The sequence below is a fragment of the uncultured Granulicatella sp. genome (assembly GCF_963515615.1).
Taxonomy (GTDB): domain Bacteria; phylum Bacillota; class Bacilli; order Lactobacillales; family Aerococcaceae; genus Granulicatella.
Map to the genome: position 1 here is coordinate 23,211 of NZ_CAUPZT010000014.1, position 16,911 is coordinate 40,121.

The window sequence follows — 16,911 nt, forward strand, 5'->3', positions numbered from 1 at the left end:
TCTCCTTATTCTTTTGGTTTATTTTCCCGAATTTGTTGAATCACTGCTTCATCTGGGGTGATATATGTATTTTGTTGTCCTTCATACACAACAAATCCTGGCTTAGATCCATTTGGCTTTCTAATTTTTGAAACAGAAACATAGTCCACAGGAACAGTTGCTGAATGACGATATTTAGAATAGTAAGCTGCTAACATCGCTGCTTGCCCTATTGTTTCATCGCTTGGACTTGCCGATTCTACAATGACGTGTGATCCAGGAATATTTTGGGCATGTAACCATAAATATTCTTTTTTGGCTTGTTTTAACGTTAAGGTATCATTTTGTAAATTATTTCTACCCACTAAAATTCTTGTTCCATCATTTGAGTAAAAAACATATGGTTTTGAAGGTTTCACTTTCTGTTTTCCTTTTTTCATAGCAGAACGTTTTAAATACCCACTTGCTACTAATTCTTCGCGAATAATTTCTAAGTTTTGCACATCTGCTTCTTCAATTTGATATAGAACTTGTTCTAAATATTGAATTTCTTGATGAGTAACTTCCTGTTGTTTTTCAATATGTTCAATTGAATTTCTTAATTTTTGATATTTTTTAAAATAAGCTTGCGCATTTTGAGAAGGTGTCAACCATGTAGATAATTGAATCGTCAGTAATTCATTATTATCGTAATAATTCTCCACTTTAATTTCAGTTTGACCTTTTTCTATTTGGTACAGGCAAGTATTTAATAACTCCCCTTTAATACGGTATTGTTCAGCTTTCTCACTCTTTTGTAAATCTTCTTCAAATTTAACCAATTTTTCTCGATTTTTTTTCAATTCTGATTTCAACATTTGAAGTAAATTACCTGCCAACTGTTGAATTTTTTCTTCCTGAACTTTATGAACATAATAAGCTGTTAATAATTCAGACAATGTTTCAAACGATTGATTTTCAGCATTTTGGAAGGAATAATATGGACAAACTGTGAAATAGCTTTTTCCATTCGAAAGTTTTGCTAATGTAGGTGTTGGCTTCTCATTATTTTGTTCTAAAAACTTCCATAAACTTTCAGCAATCGTCTCATCAAACATCATGGAACGTTCAACAATTTCATTTGCTGTTAATGTACTCATCCCTTGAACAAGATTCATTAATGATTTTGCAAGAGAATCTTCTCCTAATCCCTTTGTTAATCTAGCATCTAGTTCAAATAACGTCATTTCAAATGGATTAAGTTTCGTTTGATGCGGAGGTAATTGATAAGTAGCCCCAGGTTGCAATGTACGGTAAGTATTTTGACTTAATGGAATTCGTTTTAAACAGTCAATTATTTGCTGACTTCTTCGATCTACTAAGAAAACATTACTATGTTTTCCCATCATTTCAAGTGTCAAACGCCATTTCGCTTCATCTCCAAGTTCATCCCTTGTATCCACATCTAAGTGAATAATACGGTCAGCACCAACTTGAGTAAAATCTTGAATAATCGCTCCTTCTAGGTATTTTCTTAAAATCATACAAAAATTAGGAGCAATTTCAGGGTTATCCCCTTTTTCTGTAATAAATTGGAAACGTGCCATCATGGGATGAGCACATAATAATAATAAATAATTTTTACGATTGGAGCGAATCGTTAATTGAATTTCATAAGGGAGGGGTTGATGAATTTTACTAATTCTCCCTCCAATAATTTCTTTAGAAACTTCATCCGTCATCCATTTTGTAAATAAACCATCAAATGTCATAAGTTCCTCCATATAGATAAAAAAATAGATTTGAATTTATCTAATTATAAATCCAAATCTATTATATTTTATTTCATCGTTAGATTAGATTTTACTGTTAAACTCTACTCTATTGTAACGATTTTTAGAGAATTTATCTACTGATATGATAAGAAAGCACAGACAATAAATACAAAGGGCTTTTCTAAAGTAGCTAAGGACGGCAGCAAACAGCTCTGCTGTTTCATACCTAAAAATTGAGCCTAAGGTCTCAATTTTTCCTGCACTATAAGCCCATCTGGCTTATAGTGCTAAAGCTACAGAGAAAAGCCATTTGTATTTTTACGGATGCTGATTAAATTTCGAAAAATAAAGGATTTTCTATTGTGGATTAAATATTTCAACTAATAATTTTTCAAACGCTTTTTGACTTTCAAATAGATTAATAGGAGTAAAATCATATTCCATGATGATAATATCATATGACTAGAAGACATTTCTGATATTTTGAAACTATTAGAAATAGTTTCAGAATAGATGTATGGTAATGCTACAGGAAATACACGTTCAATATAGGGGATAACTAATATTGGAAATAGCAATAAAATAGCTAACGCTGTCATTGAACTCTTAAAAAATAAAGTTAAATAATATGCAATTAAGAAACAAAAAACACTACTAAAAAGATAAGAGAAAAACTGTATTACGCTAACTTCTTTAATAGTTCCTTTAAAAATGAAGAAACTTACAATAACTAAAAATAATAGAATGGCTTGTAATACACAGTCTATCAACTCCATAATAATTATTTTTTGTGTACTGTTATTTTTGTTTCCCGTTAATAAATAGACGATTTTAGATTCTGAGTTCTCGACTTCCATAGAGCCATTTATCAGACCACCTATCATAAATAAATAAGATGCAATTACCAAAATTTGATTATTGGATAGTATAATATTATTATCATTGATTTCAAATGTTATCAAACTAAGAATACAGATAAATAAAGTAAGCAAGAACTGACTTAAAATTTGTATTTTCACCGTATTCAAACTATATTTTTTATACATAAGAGCATATATCATTTCATCCATGTTTCTTCTCCTTTTTATTGTTATACCAAGCTTTAATATACATCATTATAGTTACTATTGATGCTTGAGATAATAATAATAATAAACCATATGCTTCTGAAGGATTGTTATTTTCTACTCTTCCAAATGCGAATGACTTTGCACCTGTTAAAGGAAATAAATTTTCAAGCGTCGGAGAAACAATTCTCAATATACCTGATAAAGTTATAACAAGAATACTTACAATAATAATGACAGACGGAATAGGCTTTCTTGTTATCTTTACTAAAAACATTGAAAGCAATGTCAATGTTATGGAAAAGATAATAATTCTTAACGTTACTTCTAAAATAAGACCTAAGTTAAGATAACTTTGTAATGTTTCATCTAACATCATATAGAGCATTCCACTATTGATTAATGATAGAACAACCGTCAACGTACTGGATACAATTATTCCAGAGCAAATCTGACCTGTTAAAACCGTCTGCCATTTTGGTGTTAATAATTTAGTCAATGATTCCTGTCCAAATTTGTACTCCGTAGAGAGAATCAGTGCAAATAAAATTGGAAAAAATAGAATACTAGATTGGTAAGGTGAAGATAATATCGCATCTCTTACTGTTTGAAATCCTGTTAATTGACTTGTCGCATCTTCAAGTATAAGAATATCTGTATTCCCATTTGCTATCGCATTGATTACTTGAATATTTTGAAAGGTAAAAAATACACTAATTCCAATCACAATTGCTACTCCGCTCCAAAAGAGTGGCAATGAGAATATTTTGTATAATTCACTACGAATATTTTTCATAAAGTATACCCCCATCTAATTTTTAACAGATTTAAAATAGGCTTCCTCAAAAGAGCCATATTCTTCAAGAACATCTTTACTACTACCATCAATTACTATCTTACCATTTGATAATCCTACAATTTTATCTACTGTAAGTTCTAATTCATTCATATAATGACTTGTGATTAAAACTATTTTACCGCCTCTAACAAATTCTCTTAGAAACTCTCTAACCCATCTAATTCCATCTGGATCGAGTCCATTAATGGGTTCATCTAAAATAAGTATTTTAGGATTCGCTAAAATAGCCGTAGCCAGCCCCAGTCTTTGTTTCATTCCAAGAGAATAGTCTTTTATCCTTTTATTGCCAACATCCTGAAGACCAACTAATTTTAAACATTCTAAACATCTCTGCTTATCTATACCACTCGTTAAAGCAATCCATCTCAAGTGACTATAGGCTGTCCTTGTTGGATTAGGTTGAACACTATCTAGAAAAGCACCTACATATCTGAAGGGGTATTTACCTAATTCTTCATAATTTTTTCCATCAAAAGTTGCCCTGCCTTCGTCTGGTGAAACCAATCCTAGCAATATTTTTATTAAAGTTGACTTACCAGACCCATTTGGACCAATTAATGCTGTTATTTCTCCCTCTTTTGCCGTAAACGAAACTTCTGAAAGAACACTCTTACTACTAAAACCTTTGCTAATTTTCTCAAATTGTATCATTTATCTTTTCCACCTTTTACAAATATTTTTTTGAAACTTAATCTTTATAATTGGTATACCATCAAATGCCACCCATAAATGCCATCTATATTTCATGTTATACAAAATAATTATCAGAAAAATATCAGAAATTCTGATTTCTATAAAAGTTTTTTATTCTAGCTTATCCTATTGTCAGATATTAGTAATATAAGTAACAGAGTGAAAATAAAAAATCGCCAGCTTAAACAAGATGGCGAAAGTCCTTATCAATTCAAAAAGTAAAGATTTTAGTAGTTAAAAACTAGAAAGTTATGACTTTTCAAAACTAAATTTGCAAGATTTTTGGCATAAAATATTGAAAAACTAAAGGCTAGATTGGTATAGAAATAGTGACAAGAGCACCATTTTCAAAGTTACTCAACTTTACCTCTCCACCATGAATTTTCGCTACCCGATTAACAAATGCTAATCCAATACCGAAATGACTTCCTTGTTCTGATTTTGTTTCCTGATTATCAGGATAGAAAAGTAAGCCGTATTTCTCAAGTATATTCTCCGAAAATGAAGAATCACTATTCCAGATAGAAATGTAAAAATTATTATCTATTACCTGATATTCTACTCTTATGACTGGATAATTACTTGTGGAATGGTCAATCGCATTATTGATAATATTTAGAATAGCTCGTAGAAATAGGTTTAGATTAAGTGTTAAGTTAATAGAGATCGGTAGGCTATTTAAAAATTGGATTTTAGCCTTTTTGTCAGTACGTAACTTAATCTCTTGTTCAAATAATTCAACTAAGTAATCCGAGGAGAAACTCTCCCAATTGGAAGTATCATTATAGAATGTTTTAGAATAATTGATTAGCTGGTTAAAGTATTTATTAAGTTGTTGGCTAGCAAGTTCAATATCTCCTAAACATTGACCAATATTTCCAGTAATTTCCAAAGATTTTAAAAATTGAGCATTTCCTTGAATAATTGTTAAAGGTGTTTTCAAATCGTGCGCTGCAGCTGAGACTTGAAACATTAGTTCCTTTTTTTGCTGTTTTTCAGATTGAATCATTTTATTTATCGTTAACTGCATTTCCTGAATTTTTTGTCTTGTTTCAATTAGTTCAATTAAAGTTAACTTAGCTGAGGGTTGTTCATTTATATCCACCAGTAAACTTTGATTATAAACAATATTTGTTTCTTGCTTGATTTTTTCTAAAAGATTACTAATATTTTTAGCAATAATAGAAAATAAAATCAGACTAATATAAATCCAAGAAATCGTACTAAAATAGATGGTAAATGCCCCTGCATTTTTTTCAGTAATATTAGTAAATGCAGTAAATAACATTGGTAGAAAATAAAATAGAAAAAGACTAATAAGAAATTGTCTTAAAATCTTAAAGTATGTTTGTCTAATCAGTTGGTTAAAAGTCAGAGCGTTATCCACTGATAACCACCTCCCCAGATTGTTTTAATTGGATTAATTTCATAAGGTTTTAATTTTTGCCTGATTTGGTATACATACTCTGTAATTGACCTCCCCTGAGTTTCAGAATCATGAGGGTAAAGATAATCAAAGAGTTCTTCGTTTGAAAATATTCTATTAGGATTGCTGGAGAGTAACAAAATTAATTGAAATTCTCTTTTTGTAGTGGGAATATGTATATCCACAATTCTTAGCTCTTCTTTAATTTTATCAATTGTAAGAGGTCCAAACTGTAGAATCTCACTGGAATTATTATTACGTACTTCTCGACGGATATGCATCTGTACTCTTGCAACTAGTTCAGGTATACTGAATGGCTTTGTGATATAGTCATCTGCACCAGATTGAATGCCATATACAATATCCTCTTCTAAATCTTTGGCTGTTAAAAATATGATTGGAACAGAAATAAATTCTCGGATATACTTACAGATTTCAATTCCACTATGAGGCATCATGATATCTAAAATAATTAAATCATAACCGATAAAATGACAGATATCAATTTCTGGAATAGACGTTCGTGTGTCGACTAGAAAGTTTTTATTCTCTAGAACATTTTGAATAAGTCTTAAAATGGCAATATCATCATCTATGACTAGGACTTTATATTTCATAATTAGCTCTCCTTTGAAAATATTCAAACACATTCTAGCATAATTTATCAGTAGTACACAATTACGAAAATCAGTTTTAAACGTCCAATCTAAAATATCCGCAAAAAAAAATTGGCTTTTCAATGTAGCTAAAACCCTATAAGTCATTTTTGACTTATAGGGTAGGAAAAATCGAGACCAAGGCTCGATTTTTAGCAATGAGACTCGCTATGCGAGGCTGCTTGCGTCCGTAGCTACTAAAGAAAAGCTATATTATATTCTTTATTTTTTATTTCGCTAGTAATTGTGCAATTTCAATAATGACATCACGTGCTTTTTCCATTGATTCTACAGCGACGAATTCATAACGTCCGTGGAAGTTTTCTCCACCTGCAAAAATGTTTGGAGTTGGTAAGCCCATAAATGAAATTTTAGAACCATCTGTACCACCACGAATTGGTTCAATAATTGGCGTAATTGATAAGTTTTCCATTGCTTTTTGAGCAACTTCAACAGCTCTAAAGTCTTTTTCAATGATTTCAGCCATATTGTAATATTGGTCTTTCATATCAATTGAAATACGATTGCTATCTAATGATGCGTTTAGTCTATCTGCAACTAATTGTAAATAAGCTTTTTTCGCTTCGAATAATGTACGATCGTGGTCACGAATAATATAAACTAATTTTGCTTCTTCAACAACACCATTAGCATACATTAAGTGATAGAATCCCTCACGTCCAGAAGTGTGTTCTGGCACTTCAAATTCAGGTAAAGCATTTTGGAATTGACGTGCAAGTTCTAAAGCATTCACCATTGTATCTTTTGCAGTTCCTGGGTGAACATTTTTCCCTTGGAAAGTAATTTCAGCTTGAGCAGCATTGAAACTTTCGTATTCTAATTCTCCCACTGGTCCTCCGTCCATTGTATAGGCAAAGTCGCAGCCAAATTCTTCAACATCAAATAAATCAGCCCCACGTCCGATTTCTTCGTCTGGACCAAATGCTACACGAATTTTTCCGTGTTCGATTTCAGGATGCGCTAATAAGTACGCACCTGCAGTGACAATTTCACTAACCCCTGCTTTATCATCAGCTCCTAATAATGTTGTACCATCTGTTGTAATTAATGTTTTACCAACATAATTTTTTAAATTAGGGAAATCTTTTGGAGATAAAACAAATTTTCCTTCTTTATCTAATACAATCGCTTCACCATCATAATTTTCATTGAATTGAGGTTGTACATTACGAGCTTCAAAATCAGCTGTATCTACGTGAGCAATAAAACCAACAACTGGAACTTCTTTTGTAGTTGTAGCTGGAATTGTTGCTGTTACGAAGCTATTTTTAGGATTTAATCTTACATCTTGATAGCCTAATGCTACTAATTCTTCTACTAAGTCTTTTAAAAACTCTGTTTGACTTGGTGTTGATGGAACAGTTGTGCTTGCTTCATCTGAACGAGTTTCTTTTTTTACATAACGAATAAAACGATCAACTAATTGATTTGGCATGTTACATTCCTACTTTCTTCTTATAAAAATTCAAATGGATCTGTAAAAGTCGTACTCTTAATCACTTTTACATTCCAATTTTCTTCTTGATTCCATTGTACAAGCCAGTTCGCTAATTTTTCAATACAAACGACTTCAATATGATGCCCTGCATCCACTAATAACATTGGTGACTCTTGAATATCATGAGCGACATGATACGTAATGTCTCCTGTTACAAATACATCAGCCCCTTTGCTAACAGCTGCTTGGTAAAAACTACCACCAGAACCCCCTAAAATGGCAACTTTACGAATCTTATCTATCGAACGATTTCGTGGAATGACAAAACGTAATCCTTTTAATTGGAATTGATTTTTTACATATGTGACAAATTCTTCAACAGATAAGGCTTCAGGTAGTTGTCCAATTCGTCCAATCCCTAGTGTTTTAGCATCATTTTCTAATGCCCACACTTCATATGCTGGGACTTCATAAGGATGACTAGCTTTCATAGCACTAATAATAGCGTCTACTTGATTTTCATAACAAATGACTTCTACTTTTTCCTCTGCTACTTGTTCTGGTTGATTCACTTGTCCAATAGCAGGATTTGCTCCTTCAATTGGTGTAAAGCGTCCTACTCCACTAGTTGTAAAACTACATTCCTTATAACAATCACCAATTTGTCCTGCTCCTGCTTCATGCATTGCTTGTCGAACTGCGCTTGCTTGTTCTTTTGGTACAAAAACAGCAATTTTCATTTGACGAAGTTTTCCTGTTGGAGATAGTACTTCTACTTCTTCTAATTGCAGCACTTCACTTAACCAATCATTAACTCCACCTGAAACAACATCTAAATTTGTATGAGCAGCATAAATGGCAATATCATGTTTTAAAATATCCTGATACATTTTATGTTGTGGATTTGTTAAATCAAATTGCTGTACAGGTCTAAAAATCGGCGGATGATGCGCAATAATTAAATCGACATTCTTTTCAATGGCTTCTTGAATAACAGAAGGACGAATATCTAAAGTCGTCATTACTACTTGAACTTCTTGATTCCAATCTCCAAAATGCAAGCCAATTGGGTCCTTTCCCATTGCTAAAGATTTTGGAACTCTTTGTTCAAATTTACGAATAATATCTCTAACGGTTGGCATTGTCAATCAATCCTTTCAATTCAAGATATTGATGATTAAATTTCTCTACTTTATCAGTTGGAACTTCTTTACTATTTTTCAATTGCGCTAAAATTTCTTCAATTTTACGTAACTGACGTTCCCATTTACGAATCACCAACTCTGTTGGCTTCTCTATTAATTTTGGACCAAATTTAATTTGCGTATCTGTTAGTGGCAAGTTCTGTTCTCTTTTTTCAGCTACAATAATTTCATATAAGCGATGATGATCTCCTACCACAACTTCTTCTAAAATCTCATAGTGATGTTCCACTAACCACTGTCTTAATAAATGTTCTGCAACATTTGGCTGTAATACTAATCTTTCTTTACCCGTTAACGTACCATTTACTCGACCTTGTTCTAAAATACGAGCAATTAATTCTCCACCCATTCCACAAATAGAAATGGCTGATACTTCGTCTTCAGAAGTAACGACATCTAATCCATCCCCTAAACGAACGGAAATTTTATCATTTAAAACATAATCTTGAACCGTTTGTTGTGCAGACTCGAAAGGACCTTTTACTACTTCTCCAGCAATAGCGCTAGTGATTAATCCTTGCTGTATTGCATAAACCGGTAAATAAGCATGGTCAGAACCAACATCACATAATAATGTCGCTCCTTCTAAAAAAGAAGCAACTGTTTTCAGTCTTGGACTTAATTCTACTGTCATCTCTTACTCCTTTCTCACATTAAGAAATAAATAAAACTTTTACACCAATACTCTTTAAATAAGCGACTGTTTCAGCATCAGCGGAATAATCCGTAATTAAATGCGTAATCATGGAACAATCTGCAGTGTGGAAATTAGACTCTCTTCCAACTTTAGCTCCTTCTGCAACAACAATCTTAGGACCATTCGTCCGTTCTAAAATGACACGATTGACTGCTGTTTCAGGTAAAGCAGCAGTCGTAATTCCATTTTTATTAATGCCACCGACACCTAAGAAACAAATATTCGCACGAGCTTTTGAAAATGAATTAATGGCAAAATCTCCGACTAAAGATTTCTTTTGTTCAAAAATTTCTCCTCCACTTAACACTATAGAAGCTTTTGAAGAGGCTTTTTTAAAAATAGAACGTCCATTATTCGTTAATATCGTAACATTTTCATCTGCTAAATAATTCAATAATAAAAAGGCTGTAGAACCAGAATTAATAAAGACCATATCATATTCTCTTACAAGACCTGATGCTCTTCTCGCAATATTTTTTTTCGTAGAATTATACTGCTTTTGCTCAATATTTTCCTTCTCAATTTTTCCAGAAATATATTTAGCACCACCATAGAATCGTTCGATTAATCCTTGATCTTCAAATCGTTGTAAATCTCTTCGTATTGTAATTTCAGACACTTCTAATCTAGAAGATAACTCTTCAACAGAAAGTTGCCTATGTTCTTGTAATAATTTTAAAATTTCTTGTTGTCGTTTAAACACAACACCTTTGCTATTTTTCATTAGTATTCGTTCCTTATTTTTCTCTATGAAGAACAGAGAAGAAGCCTTTAAAGACTTCTCCATTGCTCATTTTTAGCGAATTTTTAATGATAATTCTTGTAATTGTTGTTCAGATACTGGACTTGGTGCATGTGTCATAGTGTCCATAGCTGAACCATTTTTAGGGAATGCAATCACTTCACGGATGTTATCTTCCCCAGCTAATAACATGACTAGACGGTCTAATCCTAATGCAATTCCTCCGTGTGGTGGGAATCCATAATCTAGTGCATCCATTAAGAATCCAAATTGTTCTTGAGCGGATTCTTTCGTGAATCCTAGTACTTCAAACATTGCTTCTTGCATATCTCTTCTATAAATTCTTAATGATCCTCCACCTAATTCATATCCATTTAATACGATATCATAAGCTTGAGCTTTAGCTGCTGCTGGATCCTCTAATAAAGCATTGAAATCTTCATTCACTGGACGAGTAAATGGATGGTGCATTGCTACATAACGATTTGCATCTTCGTCATATTCTAATAATGGCCAATCAACAACCCATAAGAAATTGAATTTAGTTTTATCAATTAATTCATGTTTTCTACCAAAGTGTAGACGTAATTCAGATAATGATTGTGCAACAACACTTGGTTTATCTGCACAGAAGAAAATAATATCTCCCACTTCTGCATCTAAACGTTCTCTTAAGGCTGGTTCTTGATTTACTAAGAATTTAGCGATTGGTCCTTTTAGTCCATCTTCTTCTACTTTCAACCAAGCTAATCCTTTTGCACCATATTTAGCAACAAATTGTGCTAAGCTATCTGCATCTTTACGAGAATATTCATCTGCTAATCCTTTTAAGTTTAAGGCTTTTACATGTCCACCGTTTTCAACAACAGTACTGAACACTTTTAAGTCAGAATCTTTTACAATATCCGCTACATCAATTAATTCTAATGCAAAACGAGTATCTGGTTTATCATTACCATAACGGCTCATTGCTTCAGCAAATGATAAACGTGGGAATGGAGTTGTTACTTCTACTCCTAATGTATCTTTCATGACTTTTTTCAATAAGCCTTCCATCATTTCTTGAATTTCTTCAGCTGATAAGAAACTTGTTTCAATATCGACTTGTGTAAATTCAGGTTGACGATCTCCACGTAAATCTTCGTCACGGAAGCAACGAACGATTTGGTAGTAACGGTCTAAGCCCCCACCCATTAATAATTGTTTAAATGTTTGAGGTGATTGTGGTAAGGCATAGAAACTTCCTTCATGTACACGAGAAGGTACTAAGTAGTCACGAGCTCCTTCTGGAGTTGATTTTGCTAAGTATGGAGTTTCTACATCGATAAATCCTTCAGTATCTAAATATTCACGAATTGCACGAGTTGTTTTATGACGTAAACGTAAGTTTTCTAATACAGGTTTGCGACGCATATCTAAATAACGGTATTTCATACGTAATTCGTCTGAAGCTACTTTATCATCTTCAATGTAAATTGGTGGAGTTTTAGCTTTCGCTAATAATTCAACATGGTGAACTTCTAATTCCATTGTTCCTGTTTTTAAGTTTGGATTTGTTAATCCTTCTCCACGTAATGCAACGGTACCTGTTACTTCAATAACGTACTCTGGGCGTAAGGTATCTGCAATTTCAAAAGCTGCTTGGTTATGTTGTGGGTTAAATACAACTTGCATTACACCTTCACGGTCACGTAAGTCGATAAAAATAACCCCACCATGGTCACGACGTTTTTGTACCCAACCATGTAATGTAATTTCTTTTCCTACTAATTCTTCTGTGACTAATCCACAGTAAATTGATCTCTTTTTCATACAAATCCCTACTTTCTATTTTCCAAAATATTCATCAATTGCTGTTGTATCCATAGTTGCTTGACGGAATAGACTATCGAAATCTTGATATATATCTGTTAAGTCAACTTTTACTTCTTTACCAGTGCTCATTACTTTTAGTGGAACTTGACGACTTGCCAATTCTTCTTCTCCTAAAGTAATCACAACTTTTGCTCCATATTTTTGAGCATTTTTAAATTGAGGTTTTGCTTTTCTACCGAAGAAATCACGATCTACAGAATAACCTTGTTGACGTAAGGAGATAGTAAGTTTTAATACTTCCTCTTCCGTTTCTTCTCCTAAACTAACAATATAAGCATCTAATTCTTGTAAGTCAGGAATTTCTACTTGTTCATCTTTCATTAATAACACAAGTCTTTCCATTCCTAATCCAAATCCAAAACCTGGAGTTTCTGGTCCGTCTAATTCTTGAACAAGACCATCATAACGTCCACCACCACAAATCGTAGTTTTAGCACCAAATGATTTTGAATCCGTCATAATTTCAAAAATCGTATCTTGATAATAATCTAATCCACGAACCATTGTTTCATCAATTTCAAATGGAATTTCTAATGCTGTTAAATATTGTTGCACTTTTTCAAAGTGAGTACGTGCTTCATCAGATAAAAATTCTAAAATACGTGGTGCATTTTTTACGATTTCAATATCACGTTTATCTTTACTATCTAATACACGCAATGGATTTTTGTGAAGACGATTTTTAGAATCTTCACTTAATTCTTTAGCAAACGGTTCTAAATAATCAATTAAAGCTTGGCGATATGCAATACGGTCTGCAGTTTTTCCAAGTGAATTAATCACTAAACGCATATTGGATAAGCCAAGTTCTTTTAATAAATCCCATGCCATTGCAATAGTCTCAACATCTGTTGCAGGATTTGTTGAACCAAATACTTCCACACCTAATTGGTGGAATTGTCTTAAACGTCCTGATTGTGGACGTTCATAACGGAACATTGGAGCCATGTAATAAACTTTATAAGGTTTCTTATGTTCTGGTCCAAATAATTTATTTTCTACATACGCACGAACGATAGCTGCAGTTCCTTCTGGACGTAATGTAATATGACGGTCACCTTTGTCATAAAAATCATACATTTCTTTTGAAACGATATCTGAAGTATCACCCACTCCACGGCTAAATAATTCATAGCTTTCAAACATTGGTGTACGCATCTCTTCAAATTGATAATCGCCTAAAATAATGCGTGCTGTTTCTTCAATATAGTGCCAAATTTTTATTTCCTCTGGTAATAAATCGGCTGTTCCTTTTGGTTTTTGAATCATTTTATCCCTACTTTCTATGTATAAAAATATGTAAAAAAAATCCTGACTCAAATGAATGAGTCAGGACGATTATTTCGTGGTACCACCTAAATTTGAATAGAGCAATCCTCTATTCCTCTACTAAATAACGGCACTTTTGCCGGAATAACTTTGCATTATTCTCCTCCAGAGTGTCTTTCAATTCTCTCAGTCTTTTGAGAAACTTTCAGCCATGTTTTCTCTCTCTAATTGCTGCGAATCTACTTAGCTCCTTCGCTGGATTTCCTATGAAATTGATACTAATTTACTAAAAAGTTTACCGTTTGTCAAGTGATGTGATTAGAAGATATGAATTTAGGTATTATTCTTCATCTTTTTTCTTTACTACTGTTGGTGTAGCTAATCCTAATCCAGCAAGAATTGCTAGCACAGCTGGTGTAAAGGTTGCTAATTCTTCTGTACCTGTATTTGGTAATTCTTGTTTAGATACAGGAGTTAAAGTTTCCACTGATGTAGCAGGTTGTTCTGGTTTTGATTCTAGCTTAGGATTTGGTTTTGGTTCTGGCTTAGGTTCCGGTTTTGGCTCTGGCTTAGGCTCTGGTTTAGGCTCTGGCTTAGGCTCTGGTTTTGGTTCTGGTTTTGGCTTAGTTTCCTTTTCTACATACTCCCAAAGTCCTAAAAACTGAACATTTTCTTTATTGATTACTTTTTTATCTTCTTTATAACCTTTAAATACCCAGCTTCCATTTCCATCCTTTACCTCTGTTGTTGATGGTGATTCCGCTTTAACTTCAGTTCCATTAATATACTCTTTTTTATCGGTAGGAGTTAATTCGGTTATATTCTTCGGTAATTCTTTTCCTGCTGTTACACTTTGGAATTTATAAGATACATTATATTTATTTGCTTCAAATACCCATGTCCCTATAAACTCTACATCTGCTTTATGTACTACTTTACTTTCTGCATCGTAGCTCTTGTATACCCATTTACCATCATTTACTGTATCTACATACTCAGTGGTTGTCGGTTTAGTTGCATCCACATTTGCTTTATCTACGTAACGTTTTTGGTCTGTTGGTTTATAGTCTTCTATTGTTGCTGGCAATGTCTTACCTGATGTTCCACTTTGGAATCTATATATTACTCCATATTTATTCGCTGTAAATTTCCATGTTCCTAAAAATTCTACATCTGCTTTGTTTATTTGTTTTTTAGTTGCATCATAACCTTTGAAGACCCATTTACCATCATTTACTGTATCTACATACTCTGTAGATGTTGGTTGAGTCGCATTTACTTCAGCCTGATTTGCATAACGGTTTTGGTCTGTTGGTTTATAGTCTTCTATTGCTGCTGGCAGATTTTTTCCTTCTGTTCCACTTTGGAATCTGTATGTTACACCGTACTTATTAGCTTCGAATTCCCATGTTCCAATGAACTCTACATCTGCTTTATTTACTACTTTACTTTCTGCATCGTAGCTCTTGAATACCCATTTTCCGTCATTTGCTGTATCAACGTACTCTCTAGTTGTCGGTTGAGTCGCATTTACATTAGCTTTATCTGCATAACGATTTTGGTCTGTTGGTTTATAACCTTCTATCACTGCTGGCAATGTCTTACCTGGTGTTCCACTTTCAAATCTATATGTTACACCATATTTATTAGCCTTGAATATCCATGTTCCAATGAACTTCACATCTGCTTTGTTTACTTGTTTTTTAGCTTCATCATAGCCTTTGAAAACCCATTTACCATCATTCTCAGTATCTGCATACTCTGTAGATGTTGGTTGAGTTGCATTTATTTCTTCCTGATTTCCATAACGGTTTTGGTCTGTTGGTTTATATCCTTCTATTGCTGCTGGCAATGTCTTACCTGGAGTTCCGCTTTGGAATTTATAAGATACATTATAAAATGTAACATAACCTAGTTCTAAAACATTAGCTTCTACTTTATTAATAGGTAAATTTGTGGCTGAATTAAACCAACCTATTTTCCCTGCATTTGGATGAACATTACCCTCAACAGAACCTGTTACTCTTAGAACTGTTTCACCATTTGTATCTGCTAACCCTTTGGCTTTTTCTTGATTAATACGAATAACCATATGATTGATTTCTTCATCACTCTTATTAGGGAATAATGCTTTAAGTTCTGTTGATGTAAGAGAGCGAAGTGTCATATTGCGCATAATTGTTTCGGCAATAGACTTACCTACATCCGGTTTTACTACGTTCTCAGCTATACGCTCATTTCGTTCGTTTTCTGGACGATCACTATCCTTATCATTTAACGATCTAAGAATCATTCTGAATGTTATATTATGGTTATCCTTAGTTTCAACACCAAATGTGACTCTAGGGTCCGTATTACTAACGATTGAATTAAAGCTATCTTTTGAATTTCCTAAATCTGTTCCATTTTTTGAATATACATGTAGAAGTTCCTTCGTTCCATCTTCCTTAATTCCAAGAGCATATAAGGGTCTCCATGAGTAACCATTAAACTCTGCATATAATTTTTCCGGAACGACTAAATCTTTGTCTAAATTCACATTTAAGTCTACATATGTGTAAGTTTTTCTCCTTTCGTTCAATTCAAATTGATTTCCTTTATATGAATTAGATAAAACAGGACCAACATATCCTACATGAGGATTTCTGTACACAGTCATCGCTGTAGTCTTATCCATTTCAAACTCAGCTTTTAGAACCACTTCATTCACTTTTGTAGTATCATTATTTTCCGGTTTATACTCATCGATGATACGTCGTGTATTTTTTTCTTTATCTTCTGTTTCTTTATTTAGCTTAGTATTAGGTAATACTTCTTCAGATTTTACATTCGTATCAATATTAACCTTATTATCATTAATTTTAAATTTATTCATTCCACCTATAATCGCAAATCCCATAGAAAATTTATCTGTAGGGAAAGGATCATCTTGATCATTTAAACTAGCATAAACACCATACAGTTTGGAATCAGCTTTCAATCCATCTGGAAAAGCTGTGGCCAAAGTGTCTTCTGGGGAGAATAGTCTTGCTCCTTCTGCAATTTTTCCATCTACAGGTGGTTTGTCAGACCAACCAAGAAAAGTTTTTGCAGCAGCACGGAAAAGACCGGTATTTGGTAAGGGACTCCCTAATTTATCTGTAGCATTCTTATATGTATTTTCAGTATCTTTTTTTTCGTGTGATTCACTTGTCCATTGACCGATAAGACTTACTTTACCATCATAATTT

At 33.1% G+C, this 16,911-nt stretch carries 13 protein-coding genes; all 13 read right to left on the bottom strand.

Going from position 1 to position 16,911, the window contains the following annotated elements; genetic code table 11:
• Positions 1-5: 5 nt before the first annotated feature.
• Positions 6-1,730: an NFACT RNA binding domain-containing protein gene (locus tag RYL55_RS03795; protein ID WP_315007445.1), complete on the bottom strand. Its 1,725-nt coding sequence runs from the start codon at positions 1,728-1,730 to the stop codon at positions 6-8.
• A gap of 383 nt (positions 1,731-2,113) precedes the next feature.
• A complete protein-coding gene (locus tag RYL55_RS03800) occupies positions 2,114-2,803 on the bottom strand; it encodes a hypothetical protein (protein WP_315007448.1) in 690 nt (229 codons plus the stop codon).
• A complete protein-coding gene (locus RYL55_RS03805; RefSeq protein ID WP_315007450.1) occupies positions 2,796-3,527 on the bottom strand; it encodes a hypothetical protein in 732 nt (243 codons plus the stop codon). Before RYL55_RS03805 ends, RYL55_RS03800 begins: the two co-directional genes overlap by 8 nt.
• 84 nt (positions 3,528-3,611) lie before the next feature.
• A complete protein-coding gene (locus RYL55_RS03810; RefSeq protein ID WP_315007453.1) occupies positions 3,612-4,310 on the bottom strand; it encodes an ATP-binding cassette domain-containing protein in 699 nt (232 codons plus the stop codon).
• Positions 4,311-4,662: 352 nt separating this feature from the next.
• A complete protein-coding gene (locus RYL55_RS03815) occupies positions 4,663-5,739 on the bottom strand; it encodes a HAMP domain-containing sensor histidine kinase (protein ID WP_315007455.1) in 1,077 nt (358 codons plus the stop codon).
• On the bottom strand, positions 5,724-6,395 hold the full coding sequence (locus RYL55_RS03820; RefSeq protein WP_315007457.1) for a response regulator transcription factor: 672 nt from the start codon (positions 6,393-6,395) through the stop codon (positions 5,724-5,726). The genes RYL55_RS03815 and RYL55_RS03820 overlap by 16 nt, the downstream gene beginning before the upstream one ends.
• 268 nt (positions 6,396-6,663) lie before the next feature.
• Complete coding sequence (gene pepT / locus RYL55_RS03825) at positions 6,664-7,890, bottom strand: peptidase T (protein WP_315007459.1); 1,227 nt, start codon at positions 7,888-7,890, stop codon at positions 6,664-6,666.
• A 20-nt stretch (positions 7,891-7,910) separates the two neighbouring features.
• Positions 7,911-9,035, bottom strand: coding sequence for a Nif3-like dinuclear metal center hexameric protein (locus RYL55_RS03830; RefSeq protein WP_315007462.1), 1,125 nt, complete (start codon positions 9,033-9,035; stop codon positions 7,911-7,913).
• On the bottom strand, positions 9,022-9,732 hold the full coding sequence (locus RYL55_RS03835) for a class I SAM-dependent methyltransferase (protein ID WP_315007464.1): 711 nt from the start codon (positions 9,730-9,732) through the stop codon (positions 9,022-9,024). The genes RYL55_RS03830 and RYL55_RS03835 overlap by 14 nt, the downstream gene beginning before the upstream one ends.
• Positions 9,733-9,751: 19 nt before the next feature.
• The gene (locus RYL55_RS03840) at positions 9,752-10,519 is read right to left on the bottom strand and encodes a DeoR/GlpR family DNA-binding transcription regulator (RefSeq protein ID WP_314405707.1); all 768 of its coding nucleotides are present in this window, start codon (positions 10,517-10,519) and stop codon (positions 9,752-9,754) included.
• A 72-nt stretch (positions 10,520-10,591) separates the two neighbouring features.
• Positions 10,592-12,349: an aspartate--tRNA ligase gene (gene aspS / locus RYL55_RS03845; RefSeq protein ID WP_315007466.1), complete on the bottom strand. Its 1,758-nt coding sequence runs from the start codon at positions 12,347-12,349 to the stop codon at positions 10,592-10,594.
• 15 nt (positions 12,350-12,364) lie between these two features.
• Positions 12,365-13,681, bottom strand: coding sequence for a histidine--tRNA ligase (gene hisS / locus RYL55_RS03850; RefSeq protein WP_315007468.1), 1,317 nt, complete (start codon positions 13,679-13,681; stop codon positions 12,365-12,367).
• A 340-nt stretch (positions 13,682-14,021) separates the two neighbouring features.
• Positions 14,022-16,911 (bottom strand): SHIRT domain-containing protein (locus RYL55_RS03855; RefSeq protein ID WP_315007470.1); only part of this gene is annotated, 2,890 nt, incomplete at its 5' end.

Coding starts and splice junctions, on each gene's coding strand:
- RYL55_RS03795 (WP_315007445.1), bottom strand. CDS start 1,730: ATGACATTTGATGGTTTATTTACAAAATGGATGACGGATGAAGTTTCT.
- RYL55_RS03800 (WP_315007448.1), bottom strand. CDS start 2,803: ATGGATGAAATGATATATGCTCTTATGTATAAAAAATATAGTTTGAAT.
- RYL55_RS03810 (WP_315007453.1), bottom strand. CDS start 4,310: ATGATACAATTTGAGAAAATTAGCAAAGGTTTTAGTAGTAAGAGTGTT.
- RYL55_RS03820 (WP_315007457.1), bottom strand. CDS start 6,395: ATGAAATATAAAGTCCTAGTCATAGATGATGATATTGCCATTTTAAGA.
- pepT (WP_315007459.1), bottom strand. CDS start 7,890: ATGCCAAATCAATTAGTTGATCGTTTTATTCGTTATGTAAAAAAAGAA.
- RYL55_RS03830 (WP_315007462.1), bottom strand. CDS start 9,035: ATGCCAACCGTTAGAGATATTATTCGTAAATTTGAACAAAGAGTTCCA.
- RYL55_RS03835 (WP_315007464.1), bottom strand. CDS start 9,732: ATGACAGTAGAATTAAGTCCAAGACTGAAAACAGTTGCTTCTTTTTTA.
- RYL55_RS03840 (WP_314405707.1), bottom strand. CDS start 10,519: ATGAAAAATAGCAAAGGTGTTGTGTTTAAACGACAACAAGAAATTTTA.
- aspS (WP_315007466.1), bottom strand. CDS start 12,349: ATGAAAAAGAGATCAATTTACTGTGGATTAGTCACAGAAGAATTAGTA.
- hisS (WP_315007468.1), bottom strand. CDS start 13,681: ATGATTCAAAAACCAAAAGGAACAGCCGATTTATTACCAGAGGAAATA.